We start from the raw sequence: 20,664 nt of genomic DNA on the forward strand, positions 1-20,664 counted from the left end.
TCACTACCGGGAGTGAACCGGTCGAGCTCGTGCCTGGACGAGGACACGCCGAAGCTGGGACGCTCGCGCCTCCCAGCTGTGTGACTGCGCGAAGGCACGGCGGCGTGCCACCAGCTCACGGTCGACCGGTTGCTCGATCAGCTCTGCGGTCCGTTTCGCGAACTCGGCAGGGGTGGCAGCCAGATCCACGAGATCTGTTCCCAAGGCGCGAGCGGACGGGAGATCTGTCGAGACCACCGGGAGGCCGGCCGCGAGGTATTCGAGCGTCTTCAGCGGAAAGCTGGACTGGTTGAACGCCGTGGGTGTGTAAGGGGTGAGTCCGACGTCGATCGCTGCCATGTACGAGGGCAGCCGGTCGAAGGGCTGACGGTCGATCCATTGGACGTTGGGTCGTTCGGTCAACGTGTTGACGCGTTCTGTGGCGTGCGGCGTGGAGCTGTGGCGGGGACCCAGGAGCAGAAGGTTGACGTCCAGGTCGGCCACAGCTTCGAGCGCAGCGAGATCCAAGCGGTCGTTGAACTGTCCGACCACCCCCACCACCGGGCGGTCACGGCGTACGTCCGGCGATGGAGAGACGCGATCGACGTCTGCGAAGTGCTGACCGTCAGTACCGTTGTGCAAGGTCGCCGCAAGCCGTCCATCTCCGGCGAGCTCGTCCCTCAAGGAGTCCGTGACGGCGAGGACGACGTCGCTGCGCTTCACGTTCACCGCGCGGCACGTGACGGTGTGGCTGGTGCTGGCACCGAACAGCGAGGCGCCAGCAACGAAGTCGTCTGTCTCGTAGTACACCCGGACGATGTCCCCGGACCACGTGGGCATTTGCTGCCCCGGCTCGCTCAGGACGATGGCGGCCACCGGCAGCCCGAGAGTGCGGACCGCAGCCTTCGCGCGTCGTCGGGTGAGCCAGCGGGCGAGGCGGCGTGTGAGGGGACGGTTGACCCCCGGTGGACAGCTGGTGGAGACGCGCAGGATGCCTTCGGCGACATTGCCTCCGGGGGAAACGGAGACGCCCTGGCGTCGCCGAGCAGTCCACGACATCGGCGGGTCGACCCACACCACGTGTTGTTCCTTCGCCAGAGCACGCGCCAGGTGGTTGTCCGTGCCCGCGAGAGCGTCCCAGGACACCCCCGCGAAGTAGACGATCACGCCGTCCTCGCCCTCGACCGGCGATCGGGAACCGGAGGTGGCGACGGGTTTCGCGTTGAAGTCGTCGGTCGCGTGCCGACCTGTCGCTCGAGCGATCCGTTTGGTGAGGTGGTACCGGCCGAATCCGACCACGGCAGCGGCCTCGGAGGTGACGGCCGGGCCCGGCGGCGCCGCATCGAGAACAGTCCGATAGATCGCGAGCTGTCGGTCCGCCGCAGCGGCGAGGGAAAAGCGCTGTTCGACGGTGCTGCGGGCGAACCGTCCCAGATCCGCGCGCCGCTGAGGAGCATCCAGCAGCTCCCGCAGCATTGCTGCCAGAGCGGTGACCGGTGCTGAGCCGCCGTGTCCGTACCAGCCGGTCCAGAGGAAGTCAGGGAGCGTCTCGGGCGTGAGCAGGCGGAAGAAGCCTCCTTCGCCCTGGACGATCAGGGGTTTGGCGAATGACATGGATCGCAGCGCGGATCCGCCCATGCCGATGCAGACGTCCGCCAGGTCGTAGGCCGGACGTGGGTCCTCGAGCTCGCCGGTGAGGATGACGGCTCGGCGTCCCAGGGCCTGGTTGACCTCCGCGGCGCGGCGCGCCACCTCGTCGCGGGAGTCGCCGTCGCCCACGATGAGCAGCTGCACCGGGTGCTCGGGATGCAGGACCCCCACGGCGTCGATCGCGGTGAGCAGCCCCTCGAGCTTGAGCTGGCGGGCCAGCCTGGTCACGCACACCACGGTCGGTACGTCGTCGCGCAGGCCCCATTGCTCCCGGACGGCCCGGAGGTCGCCGGCCGCCCCGGGGTGGTTGGTCGTCAGGTCGACCGGAGGCTCGAGGACCGACACGAGGCAGCGTCCGTCGGCCCGCTCCTGGGCCGCGATCTGCTCGGTGCCGACCACCAGCGGCATCGAGCGCGGAAGGAACGGCGCGACTGCCATGGACATGACGGTGGTGACGGCCCGGGCGTGCGGACGTCCGCGACAGGCGAGGTACGCCTCGAGCCCGGGCGGCCACTCGTAGCCGTGCACGATGTCGATGTGACGCTCGTCGACGATGCGCCCGATGTCGTGCACCACGGACCGGGTCGGGCGGCGACCCAGCGGCGGGGAGGCGATCATCTCGAGTCCCAGGTCGGCGATCCTGGCGCTGAGCGCGCCCGGCTGGCCGTAGACGATCACCTCGTGGCCGAGCCGGCTGATCTCGTGGCCGATCTCGATCGCGTTGAGCTGGCTGCCCCCGATGCCCAGGTCGTGCGGGTACACGAGGATCCTCATGAGACCACCGCCGTCGGCCGCGACCGCAACATCGCAATCGTCGACCGCTCACGCCACAGCAGTCCGCCCGTCGTCGCCGCGCCCAGCAGCCCTGCGGCGGCCAGCGTGGAGAACGTCCCGAGGGTGGCAGCCGCAGCCGTCAGCACGACCCCGAGGGCGACGGTCACCGTCAGCGGGAGAGCCGCGTGCCGCCAGACGGCGCGCAGGTCGATGCCGACGCCGGCGAGCGCACGAAGGTACAACGGCAGGACGACGACCCCGGCCACGCCCGCGACGGCCAGCCCCGCCCCGCCTGCCCCGCCGATCCTCACGCCCACGATCACGGACGGGACGAGGGCCACGAGCCACACCAGCTGGATCGCGAGGATCGAGCGGGACCGCCGCAGGACGACGAGGTAGTCGTAGGACAGCTCGAAGAAGATGCGCAGTGCGGCCAGCAGGCAGAGCCATCGCAGGGGGGTCGCCGCCGGCGCCCACTCGGGTCCGTACACGAACCGGATGATGTCGGGGGCGCAGGCGCCGAGCACCAGGCAGCTGGGCAGGGCGACAGCGGCCACGGCGCGCAGGACGTGATGGAACGTCATGGCCATGGTTGAGGGGCCGTGCTGCAGGCGGGCGAACATCGCGGGCGCGACGCTTCGCAACGGCTGCGAGAAGATGCTGACGGGCCAGCTGGACAGGTTGAACGCCAGGACGTAGTAGCCCAGCACCACCGGACCGAGCAGGTGCCCGACGGCGAGCTGGTCGACGAAGCCGATCGCGAAGACGACGAGACTCGCGCCGGCGAGCGGACCGCCGAACCGCAGCAGCGCCCGGACGTGTCGGCGGTCGAGGCCGACCCGGTACGGCAGGGGGGAGTAGGCGAGCAGCAGGACGCCGGACGTCAGCGCCCCCGCGAGCCGGCCGATGACGAGGCTCCAGGCGCCCGCCCCGGACAGCGCCAGGGCCAGCGACACCCCGGCACCGACCCAGACGTTGACCTGGTCGCTGATCATCCGCCGGTCCTGCCGGAAGTAGCGCTGCAGCAGCGCGGCAGGGGTGGCCACCGCGCCGTTGATCAGGACGCAGAGGCTGAGCGCGCGGACCATGCCGGCCGCGCTCGAGTCGCCCATGGCGTCGGCGAACGGGCCTGCAGCCAGCAGCATCCCCACGGTGATCAGGGCGCTCATGGCGAGCGACACGGTGGTGACCGTCGGCGCGATGGCTCGCGGATCCTCGGTCCAGCGCACGATCGCCAGGCTGACCCCGAGCTCGTTGAAGCTCAGCACCGCGAGCAGGGCGATGAAGGCGACCGCGTACGTGCCGAACTCCTCGGGACCGAGCAGCCGCGCGAGAGCGATGCCGATGGCCAAGGTGCCGAGCCGCGCGATCACGGTGTTGGCAAAGCTCCAGGCGAACGCCGACGAGGCGTTCCCTGCGGCGGTGGCCTCCGCGTCGTGCCCGCTCGACGTCACCGCAACGCCTCCACGAGGCTCGCCACGACGTGCTCCTGCTGCTCGGGGGAGAGGTGGGGGAACATCGGCAGCGACAGGATCCGGTCCGCCGCAGCCTCCGCCACGGGGAAGCGCCCCCGGCCGAGGCCGAGGTGGGCGTAGGCCCGGGTGAGGTGCACGGGGGTCGGGTAGTGGATGCCCGCGCCGACCCCTGCGGCGTGGAGCGCGCCGAGGACGTCGTCGCGGTCGTCGACCTGGACGACGTAGAGGTGCCAGACATCGATGTTGCCCGGGGCCGAGCAGGGGCGGGCGACGCGGTCGACGGGCGAGAGCAGCTCGTCGTAGCGGGCGGCTGCCTTGCGGCGGCTCTCGTTCCACCCCGCCAGGCGCTTGAGCTTGGCCTTCAGGACGACGGCCTGGACCGTGTCGAGGCGGGAGTTCATCCCGATCACGTCGTGGACGTACTTGGCGGGGCTCCCGTGGGCGGCCAGCACGCGAACGGCCTGGGCGATGCCCGCGTCATGGGTGGTGACCGCGCCGGCATCGCCGGCCGCGCCGAGGTTCTTGCCCGGGTAGAAGCTGGTCGCCGCGACGAGACCCAGCCCTCCCGAGAGCTGATCGTGCCGGGCCGCCCCCTGCGACTGGGCGGCGTCCTCGACGACCGGGATGCCGGCGGGGGCCGCGATCTCGGCGATGCGCTCCATCGGAGCCATCTGGCCGAACAGGTGGACCGGCACGATGGCCTGGGTCCGCGAGGTGACGGCCTCCCCGACCCGGTCCGGGTCGATCAGCAGGTGGACCGGGTCCACGTCGACCAGGACCGGACGGGCACCGATGCGGGAGACCGCCTCGGCCGTGGCGATGAACGTGTTGGCCGGCAGGATCACTTCCCCGCCGGGGGTGACGCCCGCGACCCGGAGCGCGAGCTCGAGCGCGTCCGTCCCGTTGCCGACGCCGACGCAGTGCGCAACGCCCGTCTCGGCGGCATATGCCTGCTCGAACTCCTCCACGTCGACACCGCCGATGAAGGCGGTGGCGGCGAACACGCGGTCGAGCCCGGCCCTGACCTCGGCAGCGACCTCTGCCTGTTGGGCGCCGAGGTCCACCAGCGGGACCCTCATGAGACCGCCTCCATCGTGGTCGCCGCGGTCAGGCGGCGTCCGGGGGCGAGAAGACGTGCCGGGACCCCCGCCCACGTCTCGCCGTCGGGCAGGTCCTGCAGCAGGGTCGATCCCATCCCGAGCGTGCTGCCGGCGCCCACGCACACGTCCTGCCGCACGCTCGCGTTGGTGCCGAGATAGGCAGCCGGCCCCACCGAGACCCCGCCGGCGAGGCTCACGCCGGCGCACAACGTGGCGTAGTCACCGACGACGTCGTCATGGGTGAGCGTGACGTTGGGCATCGCGACGACATGACGGCCGATGCGCACGTCGGCGGTGATCGCGACCTGCGCGAGCAGCATGGACCCCACGCCGAGGAAGCACGAGCGGGGGACCTGCACGGACGGGTGGACCACGGTGCCGAACCGCGACGGCCCGATGTCGTGATCGGTGAGCCGGTCGACGATCGCCTGCCGTGTCCGCCCCTGTCCGGCGCAGACCACGACGTACGAGCTGCGGTCCCAGTAGACCTGGTCGAGACCGCCGAGCACGGGCATCCCGCTGACGGAGGTCCCGTGCACGCCCGGGTCGTCGTCGACGACGCCGAGGATCCGGTAGCGGCCCGAGGCGGTGACGGCCTCGCCGACCTCCCGGGCCAGCCCGCCGGCGCCGATCAGGATGAGGTTGTCCATCGTTCTTCCCCGCTTCCGCTGATGAGGGCTGCGATGACGCGGGCCTGCTCGCCCACGGACATCTGGTGGAACAGGGGCAGGATCAGCGTCGTGTCGCTCAGGTGCTCCGAGACCGGCAGGGGGCCGGTCCCGAGCGCCTCGTGGGCGTACGCCGGCTGGCGGTGCGCGGTCATGATGCCGCGGCGCGCCGAGATGTCCAGCGACGCCAGATGCGTCAGGAGGCCGTCCCGGTCGAGCGGGTAGGGATCGGTGACCTCGATCCAGTACGACTGGAAGTTCGTCGTGCCCCAGCTCGGGTCGGCGACCGGGCGCAGGCCCTCGATGTCGCTGACGTACTTGGTGTACACCCCGGCGAGCTCTCGCCGGCGTTCCACCAGGTCGCGCATCTTGCGCAGCTGCACGATCCCGACCGCGGCCTGCATGTCGGTCATGCGGTAGTTGAAGCCGATCTCGGTGTACTCCTCGATCGGCGCCAAGGTGGTCCCGTGGCGATCGGCCGCCGACACGCTCATCGCGTGCTCACGAAGGCGTCGCGCCCGGTCGGCCCAGTCGGCACGGGACGTGGTGACCATGCCGCCCTCGCCGGTCGTGACGATCTTGCGGGGGTGGAACGACCAGACCGCGATCTCCGCGCCCGCGGCGACCGGGCGCCCGTGATAGGTCGACCCGGCACCGCAGGCGGCGTCCTCGATCACCACGATGCCGCGCGGATCGCACAGTGCGCGGAGCTCGCGGAGGTCGACGGGAACGCCACCCTGGTCCACCGCGATGACCGCCCGCGTCCGCTCCGAGAGCGCCCGCTCCACCGTGTCGGCGGTCAGGTTGCCGGTCACCGGGTCGACGTCCGCGAACACCGGTCGGGCTCCCACGTACGTGGGGGCGTTCGCGGTCGCGATGAACGAGAAGGACGGGACCACCACCTCGTCGCCGAGCCGTACGCCCGCGACCTCCAGCGCGAGGTGCAGGGCGGTCGTGCAGCTGGACACGGCGATCGCGTGGTCGGCCTGCTGCAGGCGCGCGAAGGCGTCCTCGAATGCCGCGACTCGTGGACCCTGGGCGATCCAGCCGGACGAGATCACCTCGGTGAGGGCGGCGACCTCCTCCTTGCCGAGCCACGGCTGCATCACGTTCACGCGGCTCATCGGCGGGTCTCCATGCTGCGGCCGACCGAGATCTCCGCCCGCAGCGGCCGCCACCAGCTCACCAGCTCGGCCAGCCCGTCGGCGAGGCCCACCCGTGTCTCGAAGCCCAGGTCCCGGCGCGCGGCCGACACGTCCGCGAGCCGGCGGGCCACCCCGTTGACGGCCCGCTCCGGCCCGTGCTCGACCGGGACGTGCGATCCCATGACCTCGGACAGGGTCTCGGCCAGCTGCAGCAGGCTCGTCTCGGAGCCCGACGCGATGTTGTAGACGCCCTCGGTGACGCTGCTCTCGGCGGCCAGGATGTTGGCACGGGCGATGTCGGTCGTGAACGCGAAGTCCATGGTCTGCCTCCCGTCGCCGAACACGAGCGGCGCCTCACCGTCCTCGATGCGCTCCATCCACCGCACCAGCACCTCGGTGTAGAGACCGTGCACGTCCATCCGCGGCCCGTACACGTTGAAGTAGCGCAGCAGGACGTAGTCGAGCCCGTGCATCGCCCGGAAGCTGCGCAGCATGCCCTCGTTGAACGACTTGGCAGCACCGTAGAACGTGTCGTTGTTGTGGTGGTGGTGGCGCTCGTCGGTGGGGAACTCCTCCGCCATCCCGTAGACGGACGCGGACGAGGCCGACACGACCTTGTCGACGCCTCCGTCGACGGCCGCCTCGTAGACGTTGAACGTCCCGTCGACCAGCACCTCGAGCGCGAGCCTCGGCTCCTCGGCGCACTGGGTGATCCGCAGCGCCGCCTGGTGGAAGACGACGTCCTGGCCGAGGGTGACGTCGTGGACCAGGTCGCGGTCACGGATGTCGCCCTCGACCAGGGTCACCCGGCCGGTGGCGAGCGCCGCGTCGAGATTGCCCAGGCGCCCCCGCACGAGGTTGTCGAGGACGTCGACGTGGCTCGCGCCTGCGTCGAGCAGCTGGTCCACGATCGTCGATCCGATCGTCCCGGCACCGCCGGTCACGAGCACGCGGGCTCCGTCGAGTGAGGTCATGCGGCTGTCACCTTCCTGGTGGCGATCGGGGGTACGGGGACGGGTGCCGGCTCCATGCCGGTGAGCGCTCCGTCGGTGCGCAGGCTCCGGGCGGCCGCCTCGAGGACCGAGAGCACCCGCAGGCCCGACTCGCCGTCGGTGCGGGACGAACGGCCCTCGCGGATGCACGCCGCGAACTCGGTCGCCATCTGCCCGAGGGCCTCACGATGGGGCAGCGCCGGCGCCCAGGTGTCGCCGAGCCGGTAGGAGATGGTCGAGTCCCGCCGATCCGCGGCCGTGGACGACTGCCCGGCCAGGTCGACCCCGCGGTCGTACACGCTCAGGGGCTGTTGGGGGTTGAGGTCGTCCCACACGAGGGTGCGACGGGTCCCTCCGATGACCATCTGGCGGATCTTGGTCGGGCTGAGCCAGTTGACGTGGACGTGGGCGAGGGCGCCGTCGCCGAACGGCAGCGTCAGGTAGCCGACGCACGGCCGGCCGGCGCCGAGCGGATCGGCGCCGTGGGCCGCGACCCCGGACGGGCGCAGGCCGCCCGGCAGGATGAAGTCGAGGATCGACAGGTCGTGCGGCGCGAGGTCCCAGAACACGTCGACGTCGGGCTGGATCAGCCCGAGGTTGATGCGCACGGAGTCCACGAAGAGGATGTCGCCGAGCGAGCCGTCCGCGATGAGCTCGCGGATCTTCAGGACGGCCGGCGTGTAGCAGTACGTGTGATCGGCCATCAGGACCAGACCGCGGTCCCGGGCGATCGTGACCATCTGCGTCGCGTTCGCGAGGCTGTCGGCCAGCGGCTTCTCCACCACGACGTGCTTGCCGGCCTCCAGCGCCGGCAGGGCGATCGCCTGGTGGGTCCGCGCGGGCGTCGCGATGGCCACCGCGTCGATGTCGGGGCGGGCCAGCACCTCCTCCAGCGAGCTGGTGACGGTGACACCGTCCCCGGCCACCCTGCGGGCGCGGTCCAGGTCGAGGTCGCAGACGGCGCGCAGCTCCCAGTCGTCGCTGGAGCGGAAGTTGCGCGCGAGGTTGGGACCCCAGTAGCCCGCTCCGATGACGGCGACCCCGAGTGTGTTGTCAGTTGTCACGATGTTCCTCTCATCAGGACGCCGCCCGCACGATCACGTCGACGAAGTAGTTGGTGGCGTTGAACGAGCCGGTCGGGAACCCGCCGCCGGCCCCGTACGCGAAGACGCCGTTGTTGCTGGCGCGCGCGCTCAGCGGGCCGACCGTCCACGGCGAGGCGAAGAAGCGGGGCGTCCCGGAGTAGCGACCCTGCGGGGCGTAGTAGGACACGACGTACGTCGTCCCGGCCGTGATCGGCACAGGTGTCGACAGCTGCGCGGTCTGCCACCCGCCGGCCGTCTCGCCCGTGAAGGTCACCGTGGCGAGTCGCGTGCCGCTCGCCGACCACAGGCTGCCCACGTGCGTCCCGTTGTTGCCCGCGCCCTTGTAGAACCGGATCCCGGTGACGACCGCGTCCACGGAGGACGAGAACGCCGTGCCCAGCTCGACCGGGTCGCTGTCGTTGATCGCCGGGATGCTGGGCGTCTGCCCGTCGAACATCGTGTACGTCGTCGAGCCGGTCGCCTCGGTCCGGAACGACCAGGTCCTGACCGGCAGGGCAGCGCCCTCGGTCGACACCACTCCACTGAGTCGCGCGGTCAGATCGGCGCCCGCGGGCAGAGGGGACGACGGCTGGAAGGTGATGGTCCGTTGATCGCTGGCGATCGTGGCGGTGCCCGAGACCGGCGTCAGGCCGTCCCAGACAGTGAGCGACCAGCCGGACGTCGCGGGTGCCGAGAGCGATGCGGTGACCTTGCTCGGGCGCGGCACGTCCGTCGCCCCGTCCTGGGGGCTCACGTCCGTCACGGTGATCGTGGGGGCGTCGGCGACGAAGGCGACGTCGACGAAGTAGCTCGTCGCGTTCCAGTCGTAGATCGGGAAGCCGCCGCCCGTGCCGTAGAGATAGCGACCGTTCTTGCCGGCGGGCGCCGTCAGGTCGCCGTTCGTGAGCGGCGTGGAGAAGAAGCCGCCGGTGGAGGCGTAGTGACCCTGCGGAGCCAGGTACGACACGACGTACGACGTCCCGGCCGTGACGGTGAGCGGCTGGGCGAGCTTTGCGGTCTGCCAGCCGGCGGCGGTCTCGTTCGTGAACGTGACGGTGGCCAGCTGCTGTCCCGTGGCGCTCCAGATGCGACCCACGTGGGTGCCCGAGTTGCCGGCTCCCTTGTAGAAGCGGATCGAGGTGATCCGGCCGTTCTTCTTCGGCTGGAAGACCGTGCCGAGCTCGACCGCAGCGCCCTCGTTCACCGCCGGCACGGCCGGGACCTGATTGCTGAACAGGGTCTGCGGTGTCGTGGTGTCGTCGGATGCCGCGGTGCGGAAGGTCCACGTCTTCGTGGCGAGCGACGCGCCGCTGGTCGACGTCACGCCGCTGAGGGTCACGGTGATGGTGCTGTCACCGGGGAGCGATCCGCTGGGGTCGAACGTCAGCCGGCGCGCGTCCTGGCCGAGCCGCGTGGTCCCGCCGACCGGGGACGAGCCGCTCGTCACGGTCATCGCCGCTCCCGGCTTGATCGTGTCGTTGAGCTCCACCTCGATGCTGGTGCTCGGAGGGACGTCCATCGCGCCCGGTGCCGGATCCTGCGACGTGATCGCGATCGTCGGCACAGGCTTCTCGAAGACCACGTCGACGAGATAGTTCGCCGAGGAACGAGAGCTGGGGAAGCCTGCACCGTACGTGTAGGAGCCGCCACTTGACGGCGTCCGGAGGGGGGAGCCGGGCCGGTCCGCACTGAAGCCACCAGGCGTGGCCGAGTAGCGGCCCGCCGGGGCGCGGTAGGACGCGATGTACTCGGTGTCCTTGGCGATCTCGACGGGCTGCGTGAAGGTGAGGGTCTGCCAGCCGCTGCTGCTCTCGCCGGTGAACGTGCCCTCCGCGAGCTTGGTGCCCGACGTCGTCCACAGCGTGCCGGTGTGGGTGCCGGTGTTGTTGGGGCCCTTGTAGAACTTGACCCCCGTGATGGTGCCCGCCGAGTCCGAGGCGAAGCGGACCCCCAAGGTGACCGCGACGGTGTCCGCGTCCTGCAGAAGGGTCGGGACCGTGGAGTCGGTGAAGAGGCTGCAGGGGCACACCCCCGGTGCGGGGGCAGGGCGGGCGGTCGTGAACGACCAGGTCCTGCCGTCGGTGACCGCAGTGCCCTGCGCGTCGACCCCGCCGACCTTCGCGGTGTACTTCACGAACCCGTCGAGCGGTGAGGCAGGCGTGAAGCTGATCGTTCGGCTGCCTGCGGCGTACGTCGTGCTGCCGGCGACCGCTGAGCCGTTCGCATCTGTGAGCGCCAGAGTCGCCGATCCGGCGGACACGGGCTTGGAGAACGTGGCCGACACCGTCGACCCGGCGGGGACGCTGGACGAGTCCGCGACGGGCCACTGCGACATGACGGTCAGTGGCGAGTCGTCGACGGCGGAAAACATCGCGTCCACGAAGTAGCTGCTGCTGCGATACGAGTTCGTGGGGAAACGACCCGGGTCGGCGAACGTGCCGGCCGGTGCGGCGCCGTAACCGCCGGCCACCGTCAGCGGCGACGAGTCGAGCCCGAGCGACGTGAAGGCACCCGACTGGACCGCGTAGCGGCCGTTGGGCGCGGTGTACGACACGACGTACGTCGCGTCCTTCACGACCGGGACCGCCGAGGCGAACGTGGCCTGCTGCCACCCGGTCGTGCTCTCGCCGGAGAAGGTGACGCCGGCGAGCTTCTGCCCGCTGCTGCTCCACAGCGATCCCTCATGGGTGCCGGAGTTGCCGGCGCCCTTGTAGAACCGCACGCCGGAGACGTAGCCGTCCATCGTCGGGGAGAACCGGAGGCCGACCTCGATGCCGGCCGGATCGTCGGCCGCCGGGATGGCGGGGACCTCCGCTCCGTACACGCTGCACGGGCAGGTGATGGTCAGGGACCGGCTCGTGGAGGCGCCGATGTTGGCACTGTCGTCGATCGCCCGGGCCATCAGCGGCGTGGGGCCGGTGCCGTGCTGGACGTACTGATAGCTCCACGTGGTCGTGCCGCTGGCCGGGTGCCACGTGGTCCCTCCGTCCGTCGACACCTCGACTCCCGCCACGACGCCTGCGCTGTCGGTCGCGGTGCCTGTGGCGGTGACCCGGGTGCCGTTCGCGACGGTCGCGCCTCCGGCCGGTGAGCTGATCGCGGTCGTCGGGCCGGTCGTGTCGGTCGACTTCGTCGCCGGGGTCAGGGTCGTGGCCAGCGTCGTGGGCTGGGCGCCCATGTCGGCGAAGAGGTTGACCTGGGCCTGCTGCATGCGACGGTCGGCCGCAGCACCGTTGCCGTCGTGGGTGGCGTCCAGGCCCCAGGTCCACTGGATCGATCCGGCGGAGAACACGAGGGCACCGCTCGCCGCCCGGTACAGGGTCACGTGGTGGGTCGTGGTGCCGGCGGCGACGTCGTTGCCGAAGTCCTGCAGATACTGGGGAGCCGGGCCGGTCGTCGTCGAGAGCCGGATCAGTCCGGGGGGCCGGGAGCCGTTGTCGATGTCCTCGTTGGACTCGTAGCCCACCGTGTGCGGTGCGAGCTGCGCGCTCGTGCCGGCGGGGAGGGACTGCAGCCCGGTGTCCCGCCACAGCCGCAGCTTTCCCTCCGCGGCGCTGACCGTGACCGGCAGATCGGTGTCGTTCGACATGTAGAGGGTGCCGGTCAGGCCGTTCTCGGGCCGACCTCCGCCCTTGTCCTTCGGGGCGAAGCGTGGATCGCGCCATGTCCCGGTCCACTCGGCGGAGGGGTCGATCTTGTCGTTGGACCAGGTCTCCTTGTAGGACGTGAGGGTCCGGTACGGGGTCTGACCTGCGGTGCTGGACGGCTCGTAGCGGGTCTTCCAATAGACCTCGTTGCCGCTGAGGAACATCAGGTTGACGCCCGCGTCGCGGGCCGCCTCGACATTCGCGCGCTGCGCCTTGCTCCAGTACTCGTCGTGGCCCATCGACACGAACGTCTTGTGCTTCTTGATCAGGGCCCCGTTGCGGTCCGAGTCGACGCCGGCGATGTAGCTGACGTCGTAGCCGTTCTTCTCCATGAACCGCACGAGCGGGTACTCGGCGCCGAAGTAGAAGTCACGCGCCTCGACGCCCTGCCGGGTCGCGAACGGTCGGTTGTAGCTCAGCTTGTACGCGCGCCCGTTGCCGCCGCCGCTGTAGAAGTTCGCGCCGCCGTACTCGTTGTAGGCGTGCCACGTCGGGTCCGAGGTCTGGGCGACGATCGCCGAGGTGCTGGAGTCGTCCCGGACGATGAAGGTGATGTGGCTGACGCCGCCGGTGTCCGCCCGGCGCAGCTTGGCGATGTAGACGCCGGAGACCGCCGTGCTGGGGACGTCCCACGACGCCGAGACGCCCCAGGTGCCGCAGTCGTACAGCTCGGTCGCGACGTCGGTGAGGCACGCGGGCTGCTGCTGCGGCAGGGCGGCGGACGGAGTGAGTGTCGCGATCTTGCGCGCTCCGTCACCGCCGTAGTAGCCGGTGCGGTAGATCGTGACGGAGTACGCGCGGGCCGTGGTGTCGATCTTGAAGTCGACCCGGCTGCCGACGTTGACGCTGATGTCGGTCGCGAAGCCCTGGATGTCGTCGTCGCCGGCGCCCTCGATGTCCCACTCGGTCGGCGGCGAGCCGGGCTTGCTGTTCTCGCACGAGATCTTGTTGCCGGCCGGTCCGCAGGGATCGACGGCGGCGGAGGACGGCGCGCTGCTGACGGCGGTGAGCAGGCCTGCGAGCAGGAGTCCGCCGGCCAACGCCACCACGGCACGGCGGGGCGCCAGGTGGCCCCTGCGGGAGTTCGACATCTCTACCTCTGCTTCGTGACCCACAGTCACCCTCCGAGGACCGCCGAGAGCGCCGTTCCTGCTGTGACTCCTGCCAGAATCGCCTCCGCCGGGAGCCAGTGGCAGGTGTTTGGCGGACGACTTCGAGCGCGGCCGGCGTTTTTGACGCTCCTTTCACGATCGTGCGGACACTCGTCCCATGGGGCGATCATGAAAGACCTGCGTGCCGCGCACATCGCGGCGACTGCTGACATCGATCCCCGTGCCTCGATCGGCACGGGGACCGTTGTCTGGGACCTCGCACAGGTGCGCGAGGAGGCTCGGCTGGGCGAGCAGTGCGTCATCGGCCGGGGCGCGTATCTCGGCCCCGGCGTGGTGCTGGGGGACCGGTGCAAGGTCCAGAACCATGCACTCGTCTACGAGCCGGCGGTGCTGGGGGACGGCGTCTTCGTCGGCCCCGCGGCGGTGCTGACCAACGACCTGTTCCCGCGGGCCGTGACGCCGGCCGGCGAGCTGAAGCGGGCCGAGGACTGGGACGCCGTGGGAGTCGTCGCGATGACGGGTGCGTCGATCGGGGCCCGTGCCGTGTGCATCGCCCCGGTCCGCATCGGCCGCTGGGCGATGGTCGCGGCCGGCTCCGTCGTCACGAGGGACGTGCCCGACTTCGCCCTGGTCGCCGGCGTGCCGGCCCGTCGGATCGGTTGGGTCGGCCGCGCGGGGGTGCCGCTGGAGGACGCGGGTGCAGGGGAGCTCACCTGCCCGCGGACCGGTGAGGCGTACGTCCAACAGGGGGACCTCCTCGAGCCACGGGCGGAGTGAGACCCACACATGCTGATGCCCGCTCCCCGGCGGCGACGCCGGTGTCATCGCCTGCGCCGCGTCCTCGTGGTCGTGACGGTCTGCCTGATGGTGCCCGTCCTGCTGTCGCTGGGCTTCGCGCTGTACCTGCAGCACCGGCTGACCAGCCAGATCGATCGCATCGACGGGGTGTTCGCGGCGGGCCCCGGGGAGCGTCCGGAGCGCGCGTCCGGAGCGGCGGCGGGCGCGGTCAACATCCTGCTGCTCGGCACCGACGGGCCCTCGGCGCAGTGGAAGCGCGGCGCGCAGCGCTCCGACGCCATCATGATCCTGCACATCGACGCGGACCGGCGTGGCGCCTCGGTCGTCTCGATCCCGCGGGACTCCTGGGTCACGATCCCGGGGCACGGGCCTGCGAAGATCAACGCCGCCTTCTCCTACGGGGGGCCTGCACTCGCGGTGCGGACGATCGAGAACGTGACGGATCTGCGGATCGACCACCTGGCCGTCGTCGACTGGAGCGGGTTCCGCGAGCTCACCGACGCGCTCGGCGGGGTGACGCTCGACGTCCCCGAGACCGTGCACGACAGCTACCGCGACATCACCTGGACCGCCGGGCGTCACACGATGAACGGCGACGAGGCGCTCGACTACGTCGGCCAGCGTGCGGGGCTCCCCGGGGGCGACTTCGACCGGATCCACCGACAGCAGCACTTCCTGCGCACCCTGCTGGACGAGACCCTGACGCAGGAGCTGGTCAGGGAACCCCGCCACGCGTACCGGATCCTCGACATCCTGACGACGAACCTGTCCGTGGACAGCGACTGGTCGGTGGGTCAGATGCGCAGCCTGCTGCTCTCGCTGCGGCACCTACGCTCGGCGGGCATCGGCTACCTGACCGTCCCTGTCAAGGGCACCGGGATGGAGGGATCGCAGAGCGTCGTCCACCTGGACCGGTCCGGCGGCGAGGAGCTGTGGTCGGCCGTGCGGGACGACGCTGTCGCGGAGTGGCTGGCCGCGAACCCGGACAGCCGGACCCCTGCGATCGTCGACTGAGGCTCAGCTGCGGGACGACTCGTCGCGATGCCAGGTCGTGAAGTCGCCGGACCGGACGAGCCGGCGGGCCCGCGCCCGGGCGACCACGGTGACGGCCAGGAAGACGATGACGCGCGGCGCCAGTGCCGGACGGTCGCGGACGATCTGCCCGAGGGTCGAGAGCCCGGTGGCCGAGCCCGCCCGGCGTACGCCGACAGCTGTGGCCTGGGCGTTGCCGGTGGCCACCCGGACGCGTCGGCGCAGGAGGTCGCCCACGGTGCGCGGTGGGCGGACGATCACGGTGGCGGTGTCGACGACACGGCGCTCGTGCGCGGCGAACGCGTCCGAGATGGCGAGATCGTCGCTCATGACTCGGGGCAGCGCATCGACCCGGTCCTGACCGGGGCGGCTCAGCGCGATCACTCCTCGGGCGAAGAGCCCGTCCGCGACCTGGGGGAGCTGCTCCCACACGTCCAGGTACCACCGCACGAGGGGGTGGCACCCCTCACGGGGGACCAGGCGACGGGGCGCAGTGGCCAGGACGCCCTCGTCGTCGAGCGCCTCGACGAGCCGCACCACGTCGGCCCCGGACACCTCGACGTCGGCGTCGAGGTGCACCCGCGGGAAGACGTCGGTCGCTGCGTTGCCGGCACGGACCGCAGCGCTCTTGGAGGCCTCGGCGATCTCCAGGACCCGCACCGCAGGACCCATCGAGCGGGCGAGGTCGGCGGTGCGGTCGGTGCACCCGTTGCAGACCACGACGACGTCGAAGCGGCCGCTGCCGTCGAGCAGTGCGCCGAGCGTCCTGCCGATCACGCGCTCCTCGTCATGGGCCGGGATCACGATGCTCGCGACGAAGTGCGGACCCTCGTCGGTGGCCGGCGCGCTGCTCACGCTTTCATCGTGGCACGCCAGGTCGCCCGGTTGCCGCTGAACGGTAGATTGGGCTGGTCATGAACCTGCAGCCTCTCGCGACTCTCGTCGCCACCGAACCGACCATCGCGCAGGCCCTGACCGATCGGCAGGACGGGCTGCGGGAGCTTCACCTCCAGGCCCCCGAGCCGCTGCGGCCCTTCCTCGCGCACGCCCTCGCGCAGCAGTCGACGGTGGTGGCCGTGACCGCGACGGCCCGCGAGGCCGAGGACCTGACGACCCAGCTGGGTGAGCTGCTGGGCGGCGACGCGGTCGTGTACTTCCCGGCGTGGGAGACGCTCCCGCACGAGCGGCTCTCGCCGCGCTCGGACACCGTCGGCCGGCGACTCGCGGTGCTGCGCCGCCTCGTGCACCCGACGGATCCCTCCGCGCTGGACTCCGACACCAGCACCGGGCCCGTGCGCGTGGTCGTCGCGCCGATCCGCTCGCTGCTGCAGCCGCAGGTCAAGGGGCTGGCCGACCTGGTCCCGGTCGAGCTGCACCAGGGCGACCGGGTCGAGCTCGAGCAGGTCGTGCGCGACCTGGCCGCGGCGGCGTACTCGCGCGTCGACCTGGTCGAGCGCCGCGGGGAGTTCGCGGTGCGAGGCGGCATCATCGACGTGTTCCCGCCGACCGAGGAGCACCCGCTGCGCATCGAGTTCTTCGGCGACGAGGTCGACGAGATCCGGCGCTTCGCGGTGGCGGACCAGCGGACCCTCGAGCAGATCACGCACGTCTGGGCCCCGCCGTGCCGCGAGCTGCTGCTGACCGACGAGGTGCGCGCCCGGGCCGCCCAGCTCGCGATCGAGCACCCGTCCCTGGTCGAGATCTTCACCAAGATCTCCCAGGGCCACGCGGTCGAGGGCATGGAGTCGCTGACCCCCGTGCTGACCGACGAGATGGAGTCGTTCGTCAACCTCCTGCCGCAGCGCTCGGCGATCCTGCTGATGGACCCCGAGCGCATCAAGGCGCGCGCCGCCGACCTGGTCGCGACGAGCGAGGAGTTCCTCCAGGCCTCCTGGGCCGCGGCAGCCGGGGGCGGCGAGTCACCGATCGACCTCGGCTCGGCGGCGTTCCGCTCGCTCGAGGACGTCCGCGAGGAGACCATGGGCCTTGGGCACACCTGGTTCACCCAGTCCCCGTTCGGCCTCGATCTTGACGAGGGGACCCGGGCGGTCGAGATGGAGGCCGCCGCTGCCTATCGCGGCGACACCGCCGCCGCGCTGGCCGACATCAAGGAGTGGGTCGGCGCCGGCATGCGGGTGGTCTTCGTGGCTCCCGGGCACGGCCAGGCCCAGCGCACGAGCGAGTGGCTGGGCGAGAACGACGTCGCGTCGGCCCTGGACGACGAGGTCACCAAGCCCACGCCGGGCGTCGTGCAGGTCAGCTGCGGCGAGCTCCAGCACGGCTTCGTGTCGTCGGCGCTGCAGCTGGCGGTCATGACGTACGACGACCTGGTGGGCCAGCGCACCGCAGACCGTACCGAGCGCAAGATGCCGGCCCGTCGCCGCAAGCAGGTGGACCCGCTCGAGCTGAGGACCGGCGACTTCGTGGTCCACGAGCAGCACGGCCTCGGCAAGTACATCGAGCTGACGCAGCGGGTCGTGCAGGGCGCGGCGCGCGAGTACCTCGTGATCGAGTACGCGCCGTCCAAGCGCGGACAACCGGCCGACCGTCTCTTCGTGCCGATGGACCAGCTCGACCAGATCAGCCGCTACGTCGGTGGTGAGTCGCCGTCCCTGGACCGCCTCGGCGGCTCGGACTGGACCAGCCGCAAGAACAAGGCCCGCAAGGCCGTCCGCCAGATCGCCGGCGAGCTCATCAAGCTCTATGCCGCCCGGCAGGCGACCAAGGGGCACGCCTTCGGGCCCGACACCCCGTGGCAGGCCGAGCTCGAGGACGCGTTCGCATTCGTCGAGACGCCCGACCAGATGATCACGATCGACGAGGTCAAGCGCGACATGGAGCGCACGGTCCCGATGGACCGGCTGGTCTGCGGCGACGTCGGCTACGGCAAGACCGAGATCGCGGTGCGCGCGGCGTTCAAGGCGATCCAGGACGGCAAGCAGGTCATCCTGCTGGTCCCGACGACCCTGCTCGTGCAGCAGCACTTCGCCACGTTCGCCGAGAGGTTCGGCCAGTTCCCGGTCACGATGAAGCCGCTGTCGCGCTTCCAGACCGAGAAGGAGACCAAGGAGACCCTCGCGGGCCTGGCGGACGGCTCGATCGACATGGTCATCGGCACGCACCGGCTGCTGCAGCCCGGCGTGAAGATCAAGGACCTCGGCCTCGTGATCGTCGATGAGGAGCAGCGGTTCGGCGTCGAGCACAAGGAAGCGATGAAGATGCTGCGCGCTGCGGTCGACGTGTTGTCGATGTCCGCGACGCCGATCCCGCGCACCCTGGAGATGGCGATCACCGGCATCCGCGAGATGTCGACGATCGCGACCCCGCCGGAGGAGCGCCACCCGGTGCTCTCGTTCGTGGGTCCCTACGAGGACCGCCAGGTCATCGCGGCGATCCGCCGCGAGCTGCTGCGCGAGGGGCAGGCGTTCTACATCCACAACCGGGTGCAGAGCATCGACAAGGCCGTCGCGCGGATCAAGGAGCTCGTGCCGGAGGCGCGCGTCGCTGCGGCGCACGGCCAGATGGGCGAGCACCAGCTCGAGGAGGTCATGGTCGACTTCTGGGAGAAGCGCTACGACGTCCTGGTCTGCACCACGATCGTCGAGTCGGGTCTTGACGTGTCCAACGCCAACACCATGATCATCGAGCGCGCCGACACGCTCGGTCTGTCGCAGCTGCACCAGCTGCGGGGCCGGGTGGGCCGCTCGCGCGAGCGCGCCTACGCGTACTTCCTGTACCCGCCGGAGAAGCCGCTGACCGAGACCGCGCACGACCGCCTGGCGACGATCGCCCAGCACTCCGAGCTCGGCGGAGGAATGGCGGTCGCGATGAAGGACCTGGAGATCCGCGGCGCGGGCAACCTGCTCGGCGGTGAGCAGTCGGGCCACATCGCGGACGTCGGTTTCGACCTGTACGTCCGGCTCGTCGGTGAGGCCGTCGCGGAGTTCCGCGGCGACGCCGAGCCCGAGCGCGAGGTCAAGATCGAGCTGCCGATCGAGGCGCACCTGCCGCACGACTACGTGGGCAGCGAGCGCCTGCGCCTCGAGATGTACAAGCGTCTCGCTGACGTCCGCGAGCTCCGCGAGGTGGACGAGATCCGGGTCGAGCTGGTCGACCGCTACGGCGAGCCGCCCGAGGCCGTCGACGTCCTGCTCGACGTCGCCCGGCTGCGCGTACGCGTGCGGGAGGCCGGACTCACCGAGGTCACCGCGGCGGGTCCCAACGTCCGGTTCGCTCCGCTCAAGCTGCCCGACTCGGCGCAGATGCGTCTGCAGCGGGTCTACCCCCGCAGCACGTACAAGGTCGCCGCCGAGGTCGCGCTCGTCCCGAGGCCCAAGACGGCGGCGGTCGGCGGCAAGCCCCTGGTCGGCCGCGAGCTCCTGGAGTGGACCCGCACCGTCATCGACACGCTCGTCCCGGCGCCCGTGCCGGCGGCCTGAGCACGCCCGGCGGGCGGGGAGGGCTGGTGATCAGTCGAGCGCAGCCGCGCGCGCGGCAGTCCTCCAGGCCGCCTCGTCGGCGAAGGCGACGCGCGCGACCCGCACCGCGCCCGGGTGGAAATCGAGCCGGGGCGCGTACGCGACGTCGCAGCGCGCGCTGAGGTACTCGGTTGCCTGGTCGAGCGAGTGGGACGTGAAGAAGAGGCTTGCCCTGGCCGACAGCGAGATGACGTGCTGCAGGTTGAGGACGGCGTAGAAGCCCTTCTCGACCGCCCGGTGCCGGTTCATTTCGTACACGTTCGTCTTGGTCCACCCGACGTCGACGAACGGCCGGCCCTCCTGCACCGATGAGGAGATGAACGGCGTGAGCTCGCCGTCGACCAGCAGGTCGATCCCGCAGCTGTCTCGGGTGTCCAGCACGATGTCGAGAGCGGCGGAACGGATCCAGCCGTCGAGCTCGGCGACCTCCAGCTCGGTCACCTCGACGGTCGAGTCGTCGAGGACGACCGACAGACAGTGGTCGTCGACCGCCCCTGCGAGCTGGATCATCAGGTCGTCCTGGGTCCGGTCCGCGTCGTCCTGGTTCGTACGGTCGAACGGCGTCGGCATCGTCTTGATGCTGTGGTCGTGCCTCGTGGAGTGCCCCTCGGGAACCGTCGCCTCGAGGTGGTCGAACGACATGAGGGCGAATGCGCTGTGGGTGGCGAAGGTGTCGGACGGGTCGTCCTCGTCGAGGCGAACCGTCTCGTTGCGACCGACGTCCGTCAC

At 70.9% G+C, this 20,664-nt stretch carries 13 protein-coding genes; 3 read left to right on the top strand and 10 right to left on the bottom strand.

Going from position 1 to position 20,664, the window contains the following annotated elements:
- Positions 1 to 3: 3 nt before the first annotated feature.
- The 8 genes from GEV27_RS04795 to GEV27_RS04830 are packed head-to-tail and all read right to left on the bottom strand — an operon-like array spanning position 4 to position 13,606.
- Complete coding sequence (locus GEV27_RS04795; protein ID WP_153933579.1) at positions 4 to 2,403, bottom strand: glycosyltransferase; 2,400 nt, start codon at positions 2,401 to 2,403, stop codon at positions 4 to 6.
- Positions 2,400 to 3,857, bottom strand: a complete 1,458-nt coding sequence (locus GEV27_RS04800) for a lipopolysaccharide biosynthesis protein (RefSeq protein WP_153933580.1) — start codon at positions 3,855 to 3,857, stop codon at positions 2,400 to 2,402. Before GEV27_RS04800 ends, GEV27_RS04795 begins: the two co-directional genes overlap by 4 nt.
- Complete coding sequence (locus GEV27_RS04805; RefSeq protein ID WP_153933581.1) at positions 3,854 to 4,957, bottom strand: DegT/DnrJ/EryC1/StrS aminotransferase family protein; 1,104 nt, start codon at positions 4,955 to 4,957, stop codon at positions 3,854 to 3,856. The genes GEV27_RS04800 and GEV27_RS04805 overlap by 4 nt, the downstream gene beginning before the upstream one ends.
- The gene (locus tag GEV27_RS04810; protein ID WP_153933582.1) at positions 4,954 to 5,628 is read right to left on the bottom strand and encodes an acetyltransferase; all 675 of its coding nucleotides are present in this window, start codon (positions 5,626 to 5,628) and stop codon (positions 4,954 to 4,956) included. Before GEV27_RS04810 ends, GEV27_RS04805 begins: the two co-directional genes overlap by 4 nt.
- The gene (locus GEV27_RS04815; RefSeq protein WP_153653921.1) at positions 5,610 to 6,770 is read right to left on the bottom strand and encodes a DegT/DnrJ/EryC1/StrS aminotransferase family protein; all 1,161 of its coding nucleotides are present in this window, start codon (positions 6,768 to 6,770) and stop codon (positions 5,610 to 5,612) included. Before GEV27_RS04815 ends, GEV27_RS04810 begins: the two co-directional genes overlap by 19 nt.
- Positions 6,767 to 7,765 carry an NAD-dependent epimerase/dehydratase family protein gene (locus tag GEV27_RS04820; RefSeq protein WP_153933583.1) on the bottom strand — a complete coding sequence of 333 codons (999 nt, stop codon included), beginning with the start codon at positions 7,763 to 7,765 and terminating at the stop codon, positions 6,767 to 6,769. Before GEV27_RS04820 ends, GEV27_RS04815 begins: the two co-directional genes overlap by 4 nt.
- On the bottom strand, positions 7,762 to 8,847 hold the full coding sequence (locus GEV27_RS04825; RefSeq protein WP_243838763.1) for a Gfo/Idh/MocA family protein: 1,086 nt from the start codon (positions 8,845 to 8,847) through the stop codon (positions 7,762 to 7,764). Before GEV27_RS04825 ends, GEV27_RS04820 begins: the two co-directional genes overlap by 4 nt.
- 13 nt (positions 8,848 to 8,860) lie before the next feature.
- Positions 8,861 to 13,606 (bottom strand): DUF4082 domain-containing protein, encoded by a 4,746-nt coding sequence (locus tag GEV27_RS04830; protein ID WP_153933584.1) that lies wholly within the window; start codon positions 13,604 to 13,606, stop codon positions 8,861 to 8,863.
- Positions 13,607 to 13,804: 198 nt separating this feature from the next.
- Between GEV27_RS04830 and GEV27_RS04835 the strand changes: the two genes are divergently transcribed.
- Together GEV27_RS04835 and GEV27_RS04840 are read left to right on the top strand one after the other, a co-directional pair.
- Entirely contained in the window at positions 13,805 to 14,404 is a 600-nt protein-coding gene (locus GEV27_RS04835; protein ID WP_375335584.1) for an acyltransferase, read from the top strand.
- A 9-nt stretch (positions 14,405 to 14,413) separates the two neighbouring features.
- Positions 14,414 to 15,439 (top strand): LCP family protein, encoded by a 1,026-nt coding sequence (locus GEV27_RS04840; protein WP_153933585.1) that lies wholly within the window; start codon positions 14,414 to 14,416, stop codon positions 15,437 to 15,439.
- Positions 15,440 to 15,442: 3 nt separating this feature from the next.
- On the opposite strand, the gene GEV27_RS04845 is transcribed toward GEV27_RS04840, so the two are convergent.
- Complete coding sequence (locus tag GEV27_RS04845) at positions 15,443 to 16,312, bottom strand: glycosyltransferase (RefSeq protein ID WP_309222034.1); 870 nt, start codon at positions 16,310 to 16,312, stop codon at positions 15,443 to 15,445.
- A gap of 59 nt (positions 16,313 to 16,371) precedes the next feature.
- Here GEV27_RS04845 and mfd point away from each other — a divergent pair, with 59 nt between their 5' ends.
- Entirely contained in the window at positions 16,372 to 19,896 is a 3,525-nt protein-coding gene (mfd, locus tag GEV27_RS04850) for a transcription-repair coupling factor (protein WP_153653909.1), read from the top strand.
- A gap of 30 nt (positions 19,897 to 19,926) precedes the next feature.
- On the opposite strand, the gene GEV27_RS04855 is transcribed toward mfd, so the two are convergent.
- Positions 19,927 to 20,664, bottom strand: coding sequence for a hypothetical protein (locus tag GEV27_RS04855; protein ID WP_153910188.1), 738 nt, complete (start codon positions 20,662 to 20,664; stop codon positions 19,927 to 19,929).

Source organism: Aeromicrobium sp. S22, assembly GCF_009661045.1.
In the GTDB taxonomy this organism is placed as follows: Bacteria; Actinomycetota; Actinomycetes; order Propionibacteriales; family Nocardioidaceae; genus Aeromicrobium; species Aeromicrobium yanjiei.

What these genes read in the sequence shown, in the direction of transcription:
- GEV27_RS04795 (WP_153933579.1), bottom strand. Translation starts at nt 2,403, where the DNA reads ATGAGGATCCTCGTGTACCCGCACGACCTGGGCATCGGGGGCAGCCAG.
- GEV27_RS04805 (WP_153933581.1), bottom strand. Translation starts at nt 4,957, where the DNA reads ATGAGGGTCCCGCTGGTGGACCTCGGCGCCCAACAGGCAGAGGTCGCT.
- GEV27_RS04810 (WP_153933582.1), bottom strand. Translation starts at nt 5,628, where the DNA reads ATGGACAACCTCATCCTGATCGGCGCCGGCGGGCTGGCCCGGGAGGTC.
- GEV27_RS04815 (WP_153653921.1), bottom strand. Translation starts at nt 6,770, where the DNA reads ATGAGCCGCGTGAACGTGATGCAGCCGTGGCTCGGCAAGGAGGAGGTC.
- GEV27_RS04820 (WP_153933583.1), bottom strand. Translation starts at nt 7,765, where the DNA reads ATGACCTCACTCGACGGAGCCCGCGTGCTCGTGACCGGCGGTGCCGGG.
- GEV27_RS04830 (WP_153933584.1), bottom strand. Translation starts at nt 13,606, where the DNA reads ATGTCGAACTCCCGCAGGGGCCACCTGGCGCCCCGCCGTGCCGTGGTG.
- GEV27_RS04840 (WP_153933585.1), top strand. Translation starts at nt 14,414, where the DNA reads ATGCTGATGCCCGCTCCCCGGCGGCGACGCCGGTGTCATCGCCTGCGC.
- mfd (WP_153653909.1), top strand. Translation starts at nt 16,372, where the DNA reads ATGAACCTGCAGCCTCTCGCGACTCTCGTCGCCACCGAACCGACCATC.